Source organism: Ruegeria sp. H9 (assembly GCF_056532915.1).
The window spans coordinates 235,289-249,667 of sequence record NZ_JBQFNX010000001.1; the positions used below are offsets into that span (position 1 = coordinate 235,289).

12 protein-coding genes are annotated in these 14,379 nt (G+C 56.9%); 9 read left to right on the forward strand and 3 right to left on the reverse strand.

Going from position 1 to position 14,379, the window contains the following annotated elements; all coding sequences use genetic code 11:
- Positions 1 to 19: 19 nt before the first annotated feature.
- From melA to ACR0CZ_RS01165, 9 genes are all read left to right on the forward strand, one after another.
- Positions 20 to 1,360 carry an alpha-glucosidase/alpha-galactosidase gene (melA, locus tag ACR0CZ_RS01125; RefSeq protein ID WP_170394439.1) on the forward strand — a complete coding sequence of 447 codons (1,341 nt, stop codon included), beginning with the start codon at positions 20 to 22 and terminating at the stop codon, positions 1,358 to 1,360.
- Between the two features lie 54 nt (positions 1,361 to 1,414).
- Positions 1,415 to 3,124: an IlvD/Edd family dehydratase gene (locus ACR0CZ_RS01130; RefSeq protein ID WP_170394436.1), complete on the forward strand. Its 1,710-nt coding sequence runs from the start codon at positions 1,415 to 1,417 to the stop codon at positions 3,122 to 3,124.
- Positions 3,124 to 3,891 carry an SDR family oxidoreductase gene (locus ACR0CZ_RS01135; protein WP_170394433.1) on the forward strand — a complete coding sequence of 256 codons (768 nt, stop codon included), beginning with the start codon at positions 3,124 to 3,126 and terminating at the stop codon, positions 3,889 to 3,891. The genes ACR0CZ_RS01130 and ACR0CZ_RS01135 overlap by 1 nt, the downstream gene beginning before the upstream one ends.
- 4 nt (positions 3,892 to 3,895) lie before the next feature.
- Positions 3,896 to 4,789: a 2-dehydro-3-deoxygalactonokinase gene (locus ACR0CZ_RS01140; RefSeq protein ID WP_480537134.1), complete on the forward strand. Its 894-nt coding sequence runs from the start codon at positions 3,896 to 3,898 to the stop codon at positions 4,787 to 4,789.
- A complete protein-coding gene (locus tag ACR0CZ_RS01145) occupies positions 4,786 to 5,391 on the forward strand; it encodes a 2-dehydro-3-deoxy-6-phosphogalactonate aldolase (RefSeq protein WP_170394427.1) in 606 nt (201 codons plus the stop codon). Before ACR0CZ_RS01140 ends, ACR0CZ_RS01145 begins: the two co-directional genes overlap by 4 nt.
- A complete protein-coding gene (locus tag ACR0CZ_RS01150) occupies positions 5,388 to 6,248 on the forward strand; it encodes an SMP-30/gluconolactonase/LRE family protein (RefSeq protein WP_170394424.1) in 861 nt (286 codons plus the stop codon). Before ACR0CZ_RS01145 ends, ACR0CZ_RS01150 begins: the two co-directional genes overlap by 4 nt.
- Positions 6,245 to 8,158, forward strand: a complete 1,914-nt coding sequence (locus ACR0CZ_RS01155) for a beta-galactosidase (protein ID WP_170394421.1) — start codon at positions 6,245 to 6,247, stop codon at positions 8,156 to 8,158. The genes ACR0CZ_RS01150 and ACR0CZ_RS01155 overlap by 4 nt, the downstream gene beginning before the upstream one ends.
- Before the next feature lie 67 nt (positions 8,159 to 8,225).
- Positions 8,226 to 10,070 (forward strand): family 1 glycosylhydrolase, encoded by a 1,845-nt coding sequence (locus ACR0CZ_RS01160; protein WP_170465749.1) that lies wholly within the window; start codon positions 8,226 to 8,228, stop codon positions 10,068 to 10,070.
- 39 nt (positions 10,071 to 10,109) lie between these two features.
- Entirely contained in the window at positions 10,110 to 11,036 is a 927-nt protein-coding gene (locus ACR0CZ_RS01165; RefSeq protein ID WP_170394416.1) for a carbohydrate kinase family protein, read from the forward strand.
- A 135-nt stretch (positions 11,037 to 11,171) separates the two neighbouring features.
- Here ACR0CZ_RS01165 and ACR0CZ_RS01170 read toward each other — a convergent pair whose 3' ends face one another.
- The 3 genes from ACR0CZ_RS01170 to ACR0CZ_RS01180 form a co-directional block, all read right to left on the reverse strand.
- Positions 11,172 to 12,437 carry an ABC transporter permease gene (locus ACR0CZ_RS01170; RefSeq protein WP_170394412.1) on the reverse strand — a complete coding sequence of 422 codons (1,266 nt, stop codon included), beginning with the start codon at positions 12,435 to 12,437 and terminating at the stop codon, positions 11,172 to 11,174.
- On the reverse strand, positions 12,434 to 13,240 hold the full coding sequence (locus tag ACR0CZ_RS01175) for a taurine ABC transporter ATP-binding protein (protein WP_170394409.1): 807 nt from the start codon (positions 13,238 to 13,240) through the stop codon (positions 12,434 to 12,436). Before ACR0CZ_RS01175 ends, ACR0CZ_RS01170 begins: the two co-directional genes overlap by 4 nt.
- Positions 13,241 to 13,314: 74 nt before the next feature.
- Positions 13,315 to 14,310 carry a taurine ABC transporter substrate-binding protein gene (locus ACR0CZ_RS01180; protein ID WP_170394406.1) on the reverse strand — a complete coding sequence of 332 codons (996 nt, stop codon included), beginning with the start codon at positions 14,308 to 14,310 and terminating at the stop codon, positions 13,315 to 13,317.
- Positions 14,311 to 14,379 lie beyond the last annotated feature (69 nt).

Here is a 14,379-nt window from a genome sequence, read left to right on the forward strand (position 1 = left end):
CAAACCAGAGGCTTACCTCATGACCAAGATCACCTTTGTAGGTGCAGGTTCCACGATCTTCATGCAGAACATCGTGGGCGACGCCCTGCTCACCCCTGCCCTTGCAGACAGCCACTTTGCGCTGATGGATATCGATCCGGTGCGCTTGGCCGAAAGCGAAGCTGTGGCCAAGGCCATGATCCGCTCAGTCGGCACGGGTGCAACCGTCTCAACCCACACGGATCGTCGCGCGGCGCTGGACGGCGCAGATTTCGTGATCACTGCCTTTCAGGTTGGCGGGTATGAGCCTTGCACGGTGACAGATTTTGAAATCCCAAAACAATATGGCCTGCGTCAGACTATCGCCGATACGCTGGGTGTTGGTGGCATTATGCGCGGCCTGCGCACTGTGCCCGTTCTGTGGGGCGTCGCGCAGGACATGATGCAGTTGTGCCCCAACGCAACGCTGCTGCAATATGTGAATCCGATGGCCATCAACACCTGGTCTCTGGCTGAGCGCTTCCCTAATCTGAAACATGTCGGCCTGTGCCATTCTGTCCAGAACACGGTCGAAGAACTGGCGCATGATCTAGACCTGCCCAAGACGGACTTTCGCTACAAAGTTGCCGGTATCAATCACGTCGCGTTCTTCCTCAAGCTCGAGCATGAAGGCCGCGATCTGTATCCGGCTTTGCGTCAGGGCTATCGCGCCGGGCATTTACCCAAGCCTCCGCTGCTAATGCCGCGCTGTCCAAACAAAGTCCGGTACGAAGTGATGGACCATCTTGGATACTTCTGCACCGAAAGTTCCGAGCATTTTGCAGAATACGTTCCTTGGTTCATCAAAGACGGTCGCAATGACCTGATCGAACAGTTCAGCATACCGCTGGACGAATACCCGACCCGCTGTGTCGAGCAGGTGGCCAATTGGAAGGAACAGGCCAAGACCCTGACAGATGGTCGGAACATTGAAGTAACCCGAAGCCATGAATTCGCCGCCGACCTTATGAACGCAATCGTGACAGACACGCCGTACACAGCTTACGGCAACCTGCCAAATACGGGTCAGATTCCGCAACTACCCCTAGGTGCAGCGGTTGAAACGCCGTGTCTGGTTGACTCGAATGGCGTCCAACCTTCCGTGGTCACGGATATCCCGCCACAACTGATCGCGTTGATGCGGACCCAGATCAACGTACAAGAGCTAACGGTTCGCGCGCTGACCGAAGAAAACCCCGAATACATCTATCACGCCGCAATGATGGATCCCCATACTGCGGCCGAGCTGGATCTGCGCCAAATTCGCAGCCTCGTCACCGATCTGCTTTCTGCCCATGGCGATTGGCTGCCAGATTGGTGCCGTCCTGCCCGCGCAGCTTGATCTTCGTCTTCTCAAAAAACACTCAATTCCAACGCCAGACAGACAGAGCCAATAATGACCAAGAAACGCCGTTCACAGCATTGGTACGGAAAACTCGATAAGGACGGGTTCATTCACCGGTCCTGGATGAAAAACCAGGGCTTTCCGGATCACGCTTTTGACGGGCGCGCCATCATCGGCATCTGTAACACATGGTCGGAACTGACGCCCTGCAATTCGGGCCTTCGTGATCTCGCCGAAGGCGTGAAACGAGGCGTGTGGGAGGCAGGCGGCTTTCCAGTGGAATTCCCCGTTATGTCGCTGGGCGAGACCCAGATGAAACCCACCGCCATGCTGTTTCGCAACCTGCTGGCGATGGATGTCGAGGAATCGATCCGCGCCTATGGTATCGACGGCGTTGTCCTGCTGGGTGGATGCGACAAGACCACCCCGGGGCAGCTGATGGGCGCAGCCTCGGTCGATTTGCCGTCCATCGTGGTTAGCTCTGGCCCGATGCTGAACGGCAAATACCGGGGTCAGGATATCGGCTCGGGCACAGATGTCTGGAAGTTTTCCGAGGCTGTTCGTGCCGGAGAAATGACACTTCAGGATTTCATGAACGCTGAATCAGGCATGTCGCGTAGCGCGGGTGTGTGCATGACTATGGGCACCGCTAGTACCATGGCCTCATTGGTTGAGGCGATGGGCATGTCGCTGCCCACCAACGCTGCCCTGCCTGCCGTTGATGCCCGCCGCATGGCACTGGCGCATCTGACCGGCAAGCGCATTGTCGAGATGGTGGACGAGGACCTCAAGCCATCAGATATCCTGACCAGAGAGGCGTTTGAGAATGCCATCCTCGCCAATGCGGCCGTCGGAGGATCGACAAACGCAGTGGTCCACCTGTTGGCACTTGCAGGTCGCGTGGGTGTCGACTTGACGTTGAAAGACTTTGAAATCGGATCGGAAATCCCCCTGCTGGTCAATTGCATGCCTTCTGGCAAATACCTGATGGAGGATTTCTGTTATGCAGGCGGTGTGCCAGTGGTTCTGAGCGAACTCAAACCTTTCCTGCGCCCGGCAAGAACAGTTCTGAACAAGGACATCTCGGCCCACTGTGAAGGGGCTGAGTGTTTCAACACAGACGTCATCCGCCCATTTGACGATCCGATAAAACCCGCCGCAGGCCTGCGGGTTCTGCGCGGCAATCTTGCGCCCAACGGTGCCATCGTGAAGCCTTCGGCGGCCACAGATGCACTGCTGGAAACCGAGGCCGAAGCATACGTTTTTGAGAGCATCGAAGATCTGAAAGCCAATATTGACCGCGACGACTTACCAGTAACACCTGAGACCATTCTGGTCCTCAAAGGTTGTGGGCCCAAGGGCTATCCAGGGATGCCCGAGGTTGGGAACATGCCGATCCCGGCCAAGCTGGTCAAAGACGGCGTACGCGACATGATCCGGATCTCGGACGCGCGTATGTCTGGTACTGCATTCGGGACAGTTATCCTGCATGTCAGCCCTGAGGCTCAGGCCGGTGGTACGTTGGCGCTGGTCAAAACCGGTGACCGTATTCGCGTGTCCGCCAGCAAGGGCGAGCTGCAGCTGCTGGTCGACGAAAAGGAACTGGACGCCCGCCGCGCCCTGTGGCAACCGGACGATCCGCATTACTCGCGCGGGTATGCGAAGCTCTATATCGACCACGTGTTGCAGGCTGATCGCGGCGCGGACCTTGATTTCCTTGTGGGCAAAGACACGCGCTTAGTGACGAGAGAGAGCCACTGATGGATCAACCTGCTACATTTCAAGACCTCAACGGAGCCTCTGTTTATATAACCGGCGGCGGTTCGGGCGTTGGTGCAGCGTTGACTGACGGGTTCATGGCCCAAGGGGCTAAAGTTGCCTTTATCGGTCGGTCAGATGCCGGTGAATTTGTCGAACAGATGCGTGACAAGCACGGCCGCGCCCCCTTGTTTTTGCAGGGTGACATGACCGATACCGAGCTGTTGCACGCCACCATGGCCAAAGCAGCTGAAGCCCATGGCCCGATCAAAGTGCTGGTCAACAACGCTGCGAATGACAAGCGGCACTCACTTGAAGAAACTACAACCGAGTTCTGGGACTGGATGATCGAAGTCAACCTAAAGGCCTACTATTTTGCCTGTCAGGAAGCCGCGCGACAGATGAAGGACAAAGGCGGTTCGATCATCAATTTCAGTTCGATCAGTTACCTGATGGGGAACGCAGGTTATCCAATCTATACCAGTTCAAATGCGGCGATCACCGGCATGACACGCTCGTTGGCGCGTGAACTTGGGCCACATAAAATTCGCGTCAACGCGCTGGCACCGGGATGGGTTCTGACACAGAAACAGCTGGACATGTGGGCCACACCCGAAGATCTGGCTGCGCATATGGATCGCCAGAGCCTGAAAGAGCATCTGACGCCCGAAGACATGATAGCACCAACCCTGTTTCTGGCTTCAAGCGCAAGCCGTGCAATGACCGGGCAGTGCATGGTGGTTGACGGCGGCGTGGTAGGAACGGGGTGATGCTATGAATGTCGAGTGGATCGCTGTTGACTGGGGAACATCTCATCTGCGGACATGGGCCATGCAAGGTGATAGCGTTTTGGCACAGGCCGCGTCGTCAGATGGTATGTCCCGCACAACCGGCGGAGGTTTTCAGGCAGCCTTGCTGGCTTTGATCGAAGATTGGCTGCCCGGGCAACCGGTAGATGTGATCGCCTGCGGAATGGTTGGGGCACGGCAAGGTTGGGTCGAGGCCCCGTATTCAGCTGTTCCGTCCGAACCAATCCCGGTCGTACCATTCCGTGTTCCAAACACCGATCCGCGCATTCGGACCTTCGTTGTCCCTGGGCTGAAACAGCCCAGCCCTCCCGATGTGATGCGCGGCGAAGAGACTCAGATCGCGGGGTTCCTCAGCACGCATCAGAATTGGGACGGTGTGATTTGCCTGCCCGGCACGCATACAAAATGGGCCCAGATCAGTGCGGGTGAGGTCGTTAGTTTCCGAACCTTCATGACCGGTGAGTTGTTTGATCTGCTGCGCGGGCAATCCGTTCTGCAGCATTCAATTGACGAGGGCTGGGACGACGCGAGTTTTTCTGAAGCGGTTGCCGACATGCTGTCGAAACCCGAGCAGCTGGCAGCGCGCCTATTCGGGCTACGGGCTGCTGATTTGCTGCACGGTCAAAACAAGAGCGTTGCACGCGCCCGTCTTTCAGGGTTCCTGATTGGCGCCGAGCTTGCCGCATCGCGACCCTATTGGCTGGGCCAGCAATTGGCGATCATCGGCTCGGAAAGCTTATCCAACGCCTACGCAACCGCCCTGCAGCAACAAGGTGCCATGGTCGAAACCGCAGACGCCACAATCGCAACACTTGCGGGTCTGTCGCAGGCCCGAACATTAACGAGGCAAACCGCATGAGCCGCCCCATCATTGCCATCCTGCGTGGGCTGACCCCTGACGAGGCAATACCCGTCGGTCACGCCCTGTTGGAAGCGGGCATAGACCGGATTGAGGTTCCGTTGAATTCTCCCGATCCGCTGGAAAGTATCCGAGTTCTCGCCTCGGAAATCGGGGACCGCGCGCTTATTGGGGCGGGTACTGTATTGACCCCCGATCAGGTTGACGCGGTTGCCGATGTCGGGGGCAAACTGATCGTTTCGCCAAATTGCGATGTGTCAGTGATCCAACGCTCTGTCGCACTTGGGCTGCAAAGCTGGCCGGGTGTGTTCACCCCGACCGAGGCCTTCGCTGCGCTCCAGGCCGGGGCTACGGGGTTAAAACTTTTCCCCGGTTCGCTTGCCGGTCTTGCAGGGTTGGCTGCGCTGCGCCCTGTTTTGCCGCCGGGTGCTCAGGTCTTTGCGGTGGGCGGTGCGGGCCCCGAGAACTTTGGAACCTGGATCGAGGCCAGCGCCGACGGCTTCGGAATTGGATCTGCGCTCTATAAGCCCGGAATGGCAGTTGGAGAAATAGCAAACCGTGCCCGGCAAATCGTTGCTGCCTATGATGAGGCCGTTGGATGAGTCAGGTCTATGACGACCGCCCCTGCGAATTGGGCGAGGGGCCATTGTGGCACCCTAAACGGCAACAGCTTTTCTGGTTCGATATCATCGGCAAGCGATTGATGACGCGAGAAAATGAACAAGCGCATAGCTGGGCGTTCGATGAACATGTCTCAGCCGCAGGATGGGTAGACCGTGACACTTTGCTGATCGCGTCGGAAACCGGCCTGTGGCGATTTGGGCTTGAGAGTCGAGCCAAAGATTTGATCGCCCCGCTTGAGGTCGACAATCCGGTGACTCGATCCAATGATGGGCGCGCCGATCCTTGGGGCGGGTTCTGGATTGGCACCATGGGCAAACAGGCAGAAGTAGGCGCAGGTTCGATCTATCGCTATTGGAATGGCGAGCTACGGCCATTGGTCCGAGATATCACTATCTCAAATGCAATCTGCTTTGCGCCGGACCGATCCTGCGGCTATTACAGCGATACCACCACCAAGCTGGTCATGCGTTGGGAACTGGACGCGCAGACAGGCTGGCCCATAGGCAAAGCGGCGGTCTTCCTTGACCTGCGCAGCGAAGATCTGAACCCGGACGGCGCTGTGGTTGATCGCTACGGAAACATCTGGATCGCCCAATGGGGTGCCAGCCGGGTCGCAGCCTATACGCCCAGCGGTCAGTTCCTGAAAGCTGTCGTCTTCGATGCCAAACACACTTCGTGCCCGAGTTTTGGTGGTGATGAGCTGACTACACTGTTCTGCACCACCGCCCGCCAAGGGCTGGACGCGGACACCCTTGCAAGAACGCCGACGAATGGCATGACACTGACCGCGCCAAATGTGGCGCAAGGTCAAGCTGAACACAGAGTTATACTATGAAGCCGGAACTTGGCGTTTGCTATTACCCTGAACACTGGCCCGAAGAAAACTGGGCTCAGGACGCCGCGCGCATGGTCGAGACTGGCTTGAAATGGGTCAGGATCGGCGAATTCGCCTGGAGCCGAATGGAACCCACTGCTGGAGGCCTGCAATTCGACTGGTTGGATCGCGCGATTGAAACCTTGGGTGCGGCAGGGCTGAAGATTGTGCTGGGCACCCCGACGGCAACACCTCCGCGATGGATGCTGGACAAGCATCCCGACATGCTGGCTGTGGATGCTGATGGCAATCTACGCAAGTTCGGCTCACGCAGACATTATTGCTTTAGTCACACCGGCTATATCGACGAATGCAAGCGGATCACGAAGATCATGGGTCAGCGCTATGGCCGCAACCCGCATATCGCTGCTTGGCAAATCGATAACGAATATGGCTGTCACGATACGACGCTCAGCTATAGTGCTGCGGCGTTGTATGCTTTTCACCGCTGGCTGGCGAACCGATACAACTCGATCGACGCGTTGAACGATGCCTGGGGGAATGTGTTCTGGTCGATGGAATATAACAGCTTCGATCAGATCGAGCTGCCGAACCAGACCGTGACCGAGCCCAACCCGGCACACGTCTTGGCGTTTCGCAGGTTCAGTTCGGATCAGGTGGTGGCGTTCAACAAGGCCCAGGTCGATGCGCTGCGGCCGCTAACGGATCAACCATTGCTGCACAATTACATGGGGCGCGTGCTGGAATTCGATCATTTCGATGTAGGCAGGGATTTGGACATCGCGACGTGGGACAGCTATCCGATTGGCTTCCTGTCGGATCGGTTGGAAGTGGACGAGCCGCACAAGACTGCATTTCTGCAGCAGGGTGATCCGGACATGCAGGCCTTTCACCACGACCTATACCGCGCCGTCGGTCGAGGCCGTTGGTGGGTCATGGAACAGCAACCCGGTCCAGTGAACTGGGCCCCCTACAACCCGGCACCCCTACCCGGCATGGTGCGCCTCTGGTCGCTTGAGGCGGTGGCCCATGGGGCCGAAGTGGTCAGCTATTTCCGCTGGCGGCAAGCGCCATTTGGGCAGGAACAGATGCATGCCGGTCTACTTACCCCGCATGGCGACGAAGCACCCGGTTTGGCAGAGGCGCGTCAGACCTCCGATGATCTGGCCGCGATAGACACGGTTCAGCCTATCCATGCGCAGGTTGCTATCGTCTTCGATTATGCATCTGATTGGGCCTGGACAACGCAGCCTCAGGGCGCGGGGTTCGATTATTTCCGGCTCGTATTCTCTGCCTACCGCGCGCTGCGGCGCGCTGGGTTGTCGGTGGATTTCGTGCCTCAGGACGAGGTCGGCAAGGAGCACTATAATCTGATCCTAGCACCAGGCCTGGCTGCCTTAGGCGATCTTGAACAAAGGCTAATACAAGGGTGTAATCTTGCTGTTCTGGGACCGCGCAGCGGGGCAATCACCGCAGATTTTCAGATCCCTGATTCGGGGCGCCCAGGTCTTGATGGCCTCAGCAGCCATGTCGATCTGATCGAGACTTTGCCACCCGGCGTAACCCGCATTGTCGAAGGGGGCGGTGCTGCGGAACATTGGGTTGAGCGCTTGTCAGGCTCCGCGCAAAAATTGCTTTCTTTCGCAGATGGCACTGCGGCGTTGCATGGCGGTGCCGGTCTTTGGTATTTGGCGGGGTTCCCCGATGAGGCCCTTTGGGATCGCGTCATAGCCATGGCGGCCCAGAAAACGGATCTGGCGCTCCATCCGATGCCCAAAGGGCTGCGGCGGCGCGAGACGCAGTCGCACGAAGTGCTGATCAACTATAATGCGCATTCAGTGACATGGGACGGCCAGCAGATCGAGGGATGTGATGTCCTGTTCAGGACGCGCGGTTCATATAAACGTTAATCTAGATACCGCTAACATAACCTGTTAGATGGCGTGACGCTGGTCATGGCTCCAACAGGTTGCGACAATGAAATATACCCGTTCTGACTTTCCCAATGGCTTTCTGTTTGGTGCGGCTGCCCCTGCAGAACCGGCAACTGGGCTAGACATGCACCGCTTTACAGTCCGTTGGCAGCAAATCATGCCAGACGGTCGCATTCCTGATGCACGCGCATTGGATCAGTGCGAGCAGCGGATTGATCAGCTTTTGGCACACAGCATTCGGCCATGCATTGTGCTGGATCACAACGATATCCCCCCAGCGCTGGAGGATATCGGCGGGTGGCGCAATCGAGTAATGGCCGACTATTTTGCAGCGTTTTCTGAGGCAGTCGTCGCTCGGATGGGTGATCGGATATTCAACATCTCTACCTTGAACCCGTCCGTCGGAATCGAACGCGACCCTCGCACTAATGCCCGCAGCCTGCACCATCAATTGCTTGCACAGGGCGCGGCGCGTCAGGAAATGCGGAGCTATGGGATGGCCAATCTGGGTGTAGAGGTCGATCCGCTCATCCTTGATACGATAACCAACGGGCAATACCCGCAGTCTTTGCTGGATCGATTGGCCCGCCACTTTCCCGAAAATTGGCGGGATGATTTTTCCATCATCGCCGAGCCGATTGATTGGTGCAGCGTAGTCGTGAAAGAGGGCGCTGACATAGACATACTCATGCGCACAACACATGAGCAATCGCTGCCTTCATTCGTGACCGTAGCCGCCGATGCGGGTCATGACTTGGTGCATTCGCTGGCGCTCGTGCATGACGCGCTTGAATCCGACACCTTGGTACACGGCATTTTCGTTCAGTCCGGGACCGACGTCGAGGCGTTGCAGACAATCCAAACAAGTGACGCCCAGCCGGCCCCATGGGTTAGACCCAAGGGAGGGTTACACGCACATTGGAATCTGGTGGCCGATATCGGCGGCACCAATACAAGATTGGGCGTCGTAACCGAGGGGGCGCTGACCGATCTTCGCAAACACCCCACGGGCACTGTAAGCGACCTGCAAGACGCATTACACAGTTTATGCGACGAGGTCGGGACTCAGCCGCGCGCTGTGGTCGCGGCCGGGGCGGGGCCGGTTCAGGACGGCACCATTCGCCTGACCAATGCCAATCTTGATCTTTCCGAAGACGCTCTGGCCCGAGCGACCGGCGCGCACCATACCTATGTCATCAATGATTTCACTGCTGCCGCATGGTCAGTCGCCGAGATTACCGAGAATGATGTTGAGGTATTGCAGGGCTCAGCCGCTCCACCATTGGGGACACGGCTAGTTGTTGGGCCGGGAACCGGGCTGGGCGTGGGCGCCCTGCTCTACTCCGAAGGACATTTTCACACCGTTTCCGGCGAAGGCGGCCATGTTGGATTGTCCCCGCGCCATCTTGACGAGGTCGAAGTTTTCAGCGCAGCGCGCCAGATCATACCCGAGTGCTTTTTTGACGATACGCTCACCATCGAGGCCGAGATGTTCCTGAGCGGAACCGGGCTGCCGGTCCTCTATCAGGCGATCGGGATGGCCGAGGGTCTGCCCGAGGGTGTGGTACGTTCGGCAAAAGACATTCTGCAGGATGCGCAGGACGGCTCGGATACCTGCGCTGTCAAAGCGGCGCGAATGTTTACCGAGCATCTGGGCGCCATAATGGGCGATCTTGCTGTTGCTCTTATCCCCTCCGGAGGTGTGTTTCTGGTTGGCGGGGTGGCCGAAAAGAACCGCTGGCTGTTTGGTCAGGATTTTCTGCGTGCCTTCAACGCGGGTGGGCGGTTCGATGAATTGCGGCAATCGATGAACCTGTATGTGTCAGAACAGGATGAGTTTGGCATTGTTGGCGCTAACAATTTCTGTAAGAATGCCTTGGCACGGTAATTTGGCCGCGCATTTTCAAGCAGGCCGAGGGATAGCAGAATGATCCTGTGCTGTGGAGAAGCTCTGATCGATATGATTGCCGAACCAACGGTTTCTGGCAGCAAAGGGTTTGTGCCACATTCCGGCGGCGCGATCTTCAATACAGCAATTGCATTGGGTCGTTTGGGCATTCAAACGGGGCTTCTGTCAGGGCTATCTACGGATATGTTCGGAGAACAGTTGATCGCCGCCTTGCAGATCAGCCATGTCGCGACCTCGCACGTTATCCGCTCGGACCGTCCTACGACACTTGCATTCGTGCAGTTGCGGGATGGGCACGCCACATACAGTTTTGTCGATGAGAATACGGCGGGCCGGATGCTGCGGCCCGAAGACATGCCGGATCAACTACCGGGCGTTTCCGCACTGTATTTCGGAGGGATCAGCCTGGCTTGCGAACCATGCGCTGATGCTTATGCATCCACACTTGATCGTCATGGCGCGGATCATGCAGTGATGTTGGATCCCAATATTCGACCCAGCTTTATCAAGGATCAGACCCGATACCGGACCCGCTTGAACCGTATGATCGCAAAGACCGACATCATCAAAGTTTCCGATGAAGACCTTGATTGGATTATACCGGGACCCGAAAGCCATGCCGAGAAAATTCCCCTGCTGCTTCGTGCAGGACCAGCGATTGCAATCGTGACCAAAGGGGGGGATGGCGCGACAGGCTATCTTTCTGATGGAACGGACGTTTCCGTGCCCGTCCAGAAGGTTAAGGTCGTGGATACAGTTGGTGCTGGCGATACGTTCAACGCAGGTGTGCTGGCCGCGCTAAGCCAAACCGGTCATCTCAACAAACCCGCCTTGCGCACTTTGCCCACAAGCAGTCTTCGCGACGCGCTTGAATACGGTGCAAAGGTCGCTGCCGTCACCGTATCCCGAGCGGGGGCAAACCCGCCTTGGGCACAGGAGCTCTGAAGGTATACAGACCGATGCCGTGTTCAAGCTAAGACAGCAGCAAGGTCCAACGCCGCGTTCTTAATCGCAGCTGAAACAAAAGGCCCCCGAGATTGCTCGGGGGCCGCTTTGTTACCACAGTATCGGAAAGACCGATCAGCTGCGGCCTTTCCATGGCACCAGCCAGTTCTCGGCCTTGCGCATCAGGATATCGATTCCATATCCGATCACCCCGATCAGGACGATCCCCATAATGACAATGTCGGTCAGCTGGAATTTGGATGCGGCGATGATCATCATGCCGGCACCCTTTTGTGCGGCAACCAGTTCAGCCGCAACAACAGTTCCCCAACAGACACCCATAGCCACACGTGCACCGGTGAAAATCTCGGGCAGCGAGTTAGGCACGATCACATGGCGCATGATCTGCCATTTCGACGCCCCCAGAGAATACGCTGCGTGGATTTTCGAGATGTTCACACCGGACACACCAGCCCGCGCGGCGATGGTCATGATCCAAAGGGCCGCAAGGAACAGCAGAACGATCTTGCCGGTCTCCCAGATGCCGAACCAGATGATCACCAGTGGGATCAGCGCAAGTGGCGGCACCGGTCGCATGAACTCGACAATCGGATCGAACCAGCCGCGGAACCAACCGGATAGGCCCATTGCATAACCCAGCGGAATCCCCACAAGCGCACCTGCGATAAACCCAGCAATCACGCGCAACAGCGACCAGCCCAGATGCTCCCAAAGCGAGAAGTTCTGGTAGCCTTCATTCGCAATCTCAAAGAACCGGGCCACAACGGTTTCAGGGGCTGGAAGCCAGATGGGGTTCATCTGCAAGCCCTGTTTGGGGGTGAAACTGATCGCCCCTTTCCCGGTCAGCGTTACGGTACCATCGCCTGTATCAACCTTTTGGCCTTCACCTATAGGTGTGCCGTTGATCGCGACGATCTTTGCACCCTCATTACGTTTGGCATCATCGTTCTTGTCGAACAGGATCGTCGATGAGCGGCCCGCAGCAGCAGCAACCGCATCGTCTTTGGCAAATCCGCTGCCGGGCTCGACCTCGAATTTCTCTGCTTCCTCACCGAAGGCTGGAACGCGAACAAAAATCGTGGCTTCATCCGTGCTGCCATCCGCGTTTTCGAGCGTATAGGTGAATTGCGTATCACCTACAAATGGGCCCGGCACATGGATCGGAAACAACTTCGAGCCGGTGAAAGCCGCCCAGATTACAAAGATCACGAGAACTGAGATTATCGATGCAGCCCTATCCGCTCGTACGGCACTTTCGTCGCCGAAAGTCACAGTTTTCAAGCTTGTGAAATCCTGACGCGATTGCAAACCGCGGCGTAACGCGTAGACGATGAAAAACGCGCCACCGAACAGGCCGATATAGAAGAGAAGTACAATCATGATGCCTGCTCCGTCCGACCCATAATTTCTTCTTCCATCTCCCAGATCATCGAGAGGATCTCATCGCGCTTTTCCGCAAAACCTTCGGATTTCTTCACATCACGCAGATCGGCATTCACACCGCGTTCAGCAAAAGGCAGATTGTATTCGCGGTGAATGCGCCCCGGTCTGGGGGCCATGACAATCAAACGCTCACCCAGCAACAAGGCCTCTTCGACCGAGTGGGTGATCAGGATGATCGTCTTGCCCGTTTCTTTCCAAAGCTTCAGGACAAGGCCCTGCATTTTCTCACGGGTCAGTGCATCCAAAGCACCCAGCGGTTCGTCCATCAGGATGACGTCCGGCTCGTTTGCCAGGCACCGCGCCAACGCAACACGCTGCTGCATCCCGCCCGATAGTTCATAAACCGCCTTGTCCTTGAAATCCTGCAGCCCCACGACCTCAAGCAGATGGTCGGAAATCTGGTCACGCTCGGCTTTGGGCATGCCTTTCATACGCGGGCCAAACTCGACATTTTCCCGCACGTTCATCCATTCGAACAACGCGCCCTTCTGAAACACCATCCCGCGTTCAGCATCAGGGCCTTTGACCAGATGGCCGTTCAGTTCAATCTTGCCAGATGTCGGCGCCAGAAATCCTGCAACGATGTTCAGCAACGTCGTTTTACCACAGCCCGACGGGCCAAGGACAGACATCAGCTCACCCTCTTTAAGGCTGAGTGAAACATCTTGTAGGGCCTGTACTGAGGAGCCGTTGGGTAAGTCAAAGCGCATGGACAATTCTACGATGTCCAGTTCAGGCATCCTGCCTCCTTCCTGCTTTCATAGCTGTCGACCGGCCCGAAACCGGGGCCGGTCGCATGAAATGTCCTGCGTGATTAGTTATTCGCAGCTGTCAGCGGGCCTGCATTAACGGCACCATCATACGAATCCAGAGCGGATTCGATGCTGCCTGCCGACACGAACACGTTTGCAACACCCTGCATGAAGTCTTGCGCGCCACCGCCCAGCCACTTCTCGGACAGCTGGTCTTCAACTGACGGGAAGGTGAAAGTCGCGATTGTGGCTTCAGCGTCTGCAGGATCCATACCAGCATCCTTGGCAATCACCGGCAGCATTTCATCTTTGCTGTCGCCTGCGTTCCACTTGGCGTTGGCATCTGCGGTAACCTTAAGGAACTTCGACAGAAGCTCAGGCTCTTCTTCGATGAAGCTTGCCGGAGCGCTAGTGACGTCAAACACCAGGATACCGATCTCTTCTTTTTCAGCACCGGTCAGCAGGATGTTGCCATGCTCAGTCATACGACGAAGCGCGCCACCCCAGCCGCAAACCATGTCGAGGTTGCCCTGCGCAAATGCCGCGGCGCCATCGGCCGGAGCCATGTCAACAATTTCCATTGAACCGATGTCGACACCAAAGTGAGACATTTGCGACAGGAAACCGTAATGCGCAGCTGTGCCGATCGGAACACCGACCTTCTTGCCGTTCAATTCACCCGCATTGCCCTTGTCGATTTCAAGCGCTTCGGCAACAACGCAGTTGTCGTTGTCTGAATAGCTGACCGCCACATCGACGATCTGGATGTCCTGACCGGCCGAAGTGGTTACCACAAACGGTGGTACCCCTTGGCTGACCGCGATCTGTACATCACCCGAGGCCATCGCTGCTGACATGGCGGTACCGGTGTCGAAAGACACCCAGTTGATCTTGACGCCCAGTTCTTCTTCGTAGGTTCCGTTTGCTTTTGCATACTGGAACGGCATCGGCCATTCGAGGAAATATGCAACCGTCAGTTCATCAAGCGCGGCGGCTTGTGAAGCGGTGACGGCCGCAATCCCGGCATATGCTGTTGTGAGCAGATATTTCTTGATCATTTTGACTATTTTCTCCCTGCTGGTTCCACTTGTCGGCTCTTGAAACGTCCGAACTCTGGAACAGTAGAA

Coding starts and splice junctions, on each gene's coding strand:
- ACR0CZ_RS01180 (WP_170394406.1), bottom strand. CDS start 14,310: ATGATCAAGAAATATCTGCTCACAACAGCATATGCCGGGATTGCGGCC.
- ACR0CZ_RS01165 (WP_170394416.1), top strand. CDS start 10,110: ATGATCCTGTGCTGTGGAGAAGCTCTGATCGATATGATTGCCGAACCA.
- ACR0CZ_RS01155 (WP_170394421.1), top strand. CDS start 6,245: ATGAAGCCGGAACTTGGCGTTTGCTATTACCCTGAACACTGGCCCGAA.
- ACR0CZ_RS01175 (WP_170394409.1), bottom strand. CDS start 13,240: ATGCCTGAACTGGACATCGTAGAATTGTCCATGCGCTTTGACTTACCC.
- ACR0CZ_RS01145 (WP_170394427.1), top strand. CDS start 4,786: ATGAGCCGCCCCATCATTGCCATCCTGCGTGGGCTGACCCCTGACGAG.
- ACR0CZ_RS01160 (WP_170465749.1), top strand. CDS start 8,226: ATGAAATATACCCGTTCTGACTTTCCCAATGGCTTTCTGTTTGGTGCG.
- melA (WP_170394439.1), top strand. CDS start 20: ATGACCAAGATCACCTTTGTAGGTGCAGGTTCCACGATCTTCATGCAG.
- ACR0CZ_RS01130 (WP_170394436.1), top strand. CDS start 1,415: ATGACCAAGAAACGCCGTTCACAGCATTGGTACGGAAAACTCGATAAG.
- ACR0CZ_RS01170 (WP_170394412.1), bottom strand. CDS start 12,437: ATGATTGTACTTCTCTTCTATATCGGCCTGTTCGGTGGCGCGTTTTTC.
- ACR0CZ_RS01140 (WP_480537134.1), top strand. CDS start 3,896: ATGAATGTCGAGTGGATCGCTGTTGACTGGGGAACATCTCATCTGCGG.
- ACR0CZ_RS01150 (WP_170394424.1), top strand. CDS start 5,388: ATGAGTCAGGTCTATGACGACCGCCCCTGCGAATTGGGCGAGGGGCCA.
- ACR0CZ_RS01135 (WP_170394433.1), top strand. CDS start 3,124: ATGGATCAACCTGCTACATTTCAAGACCTCAACGGAGCCTCTGTTTAT.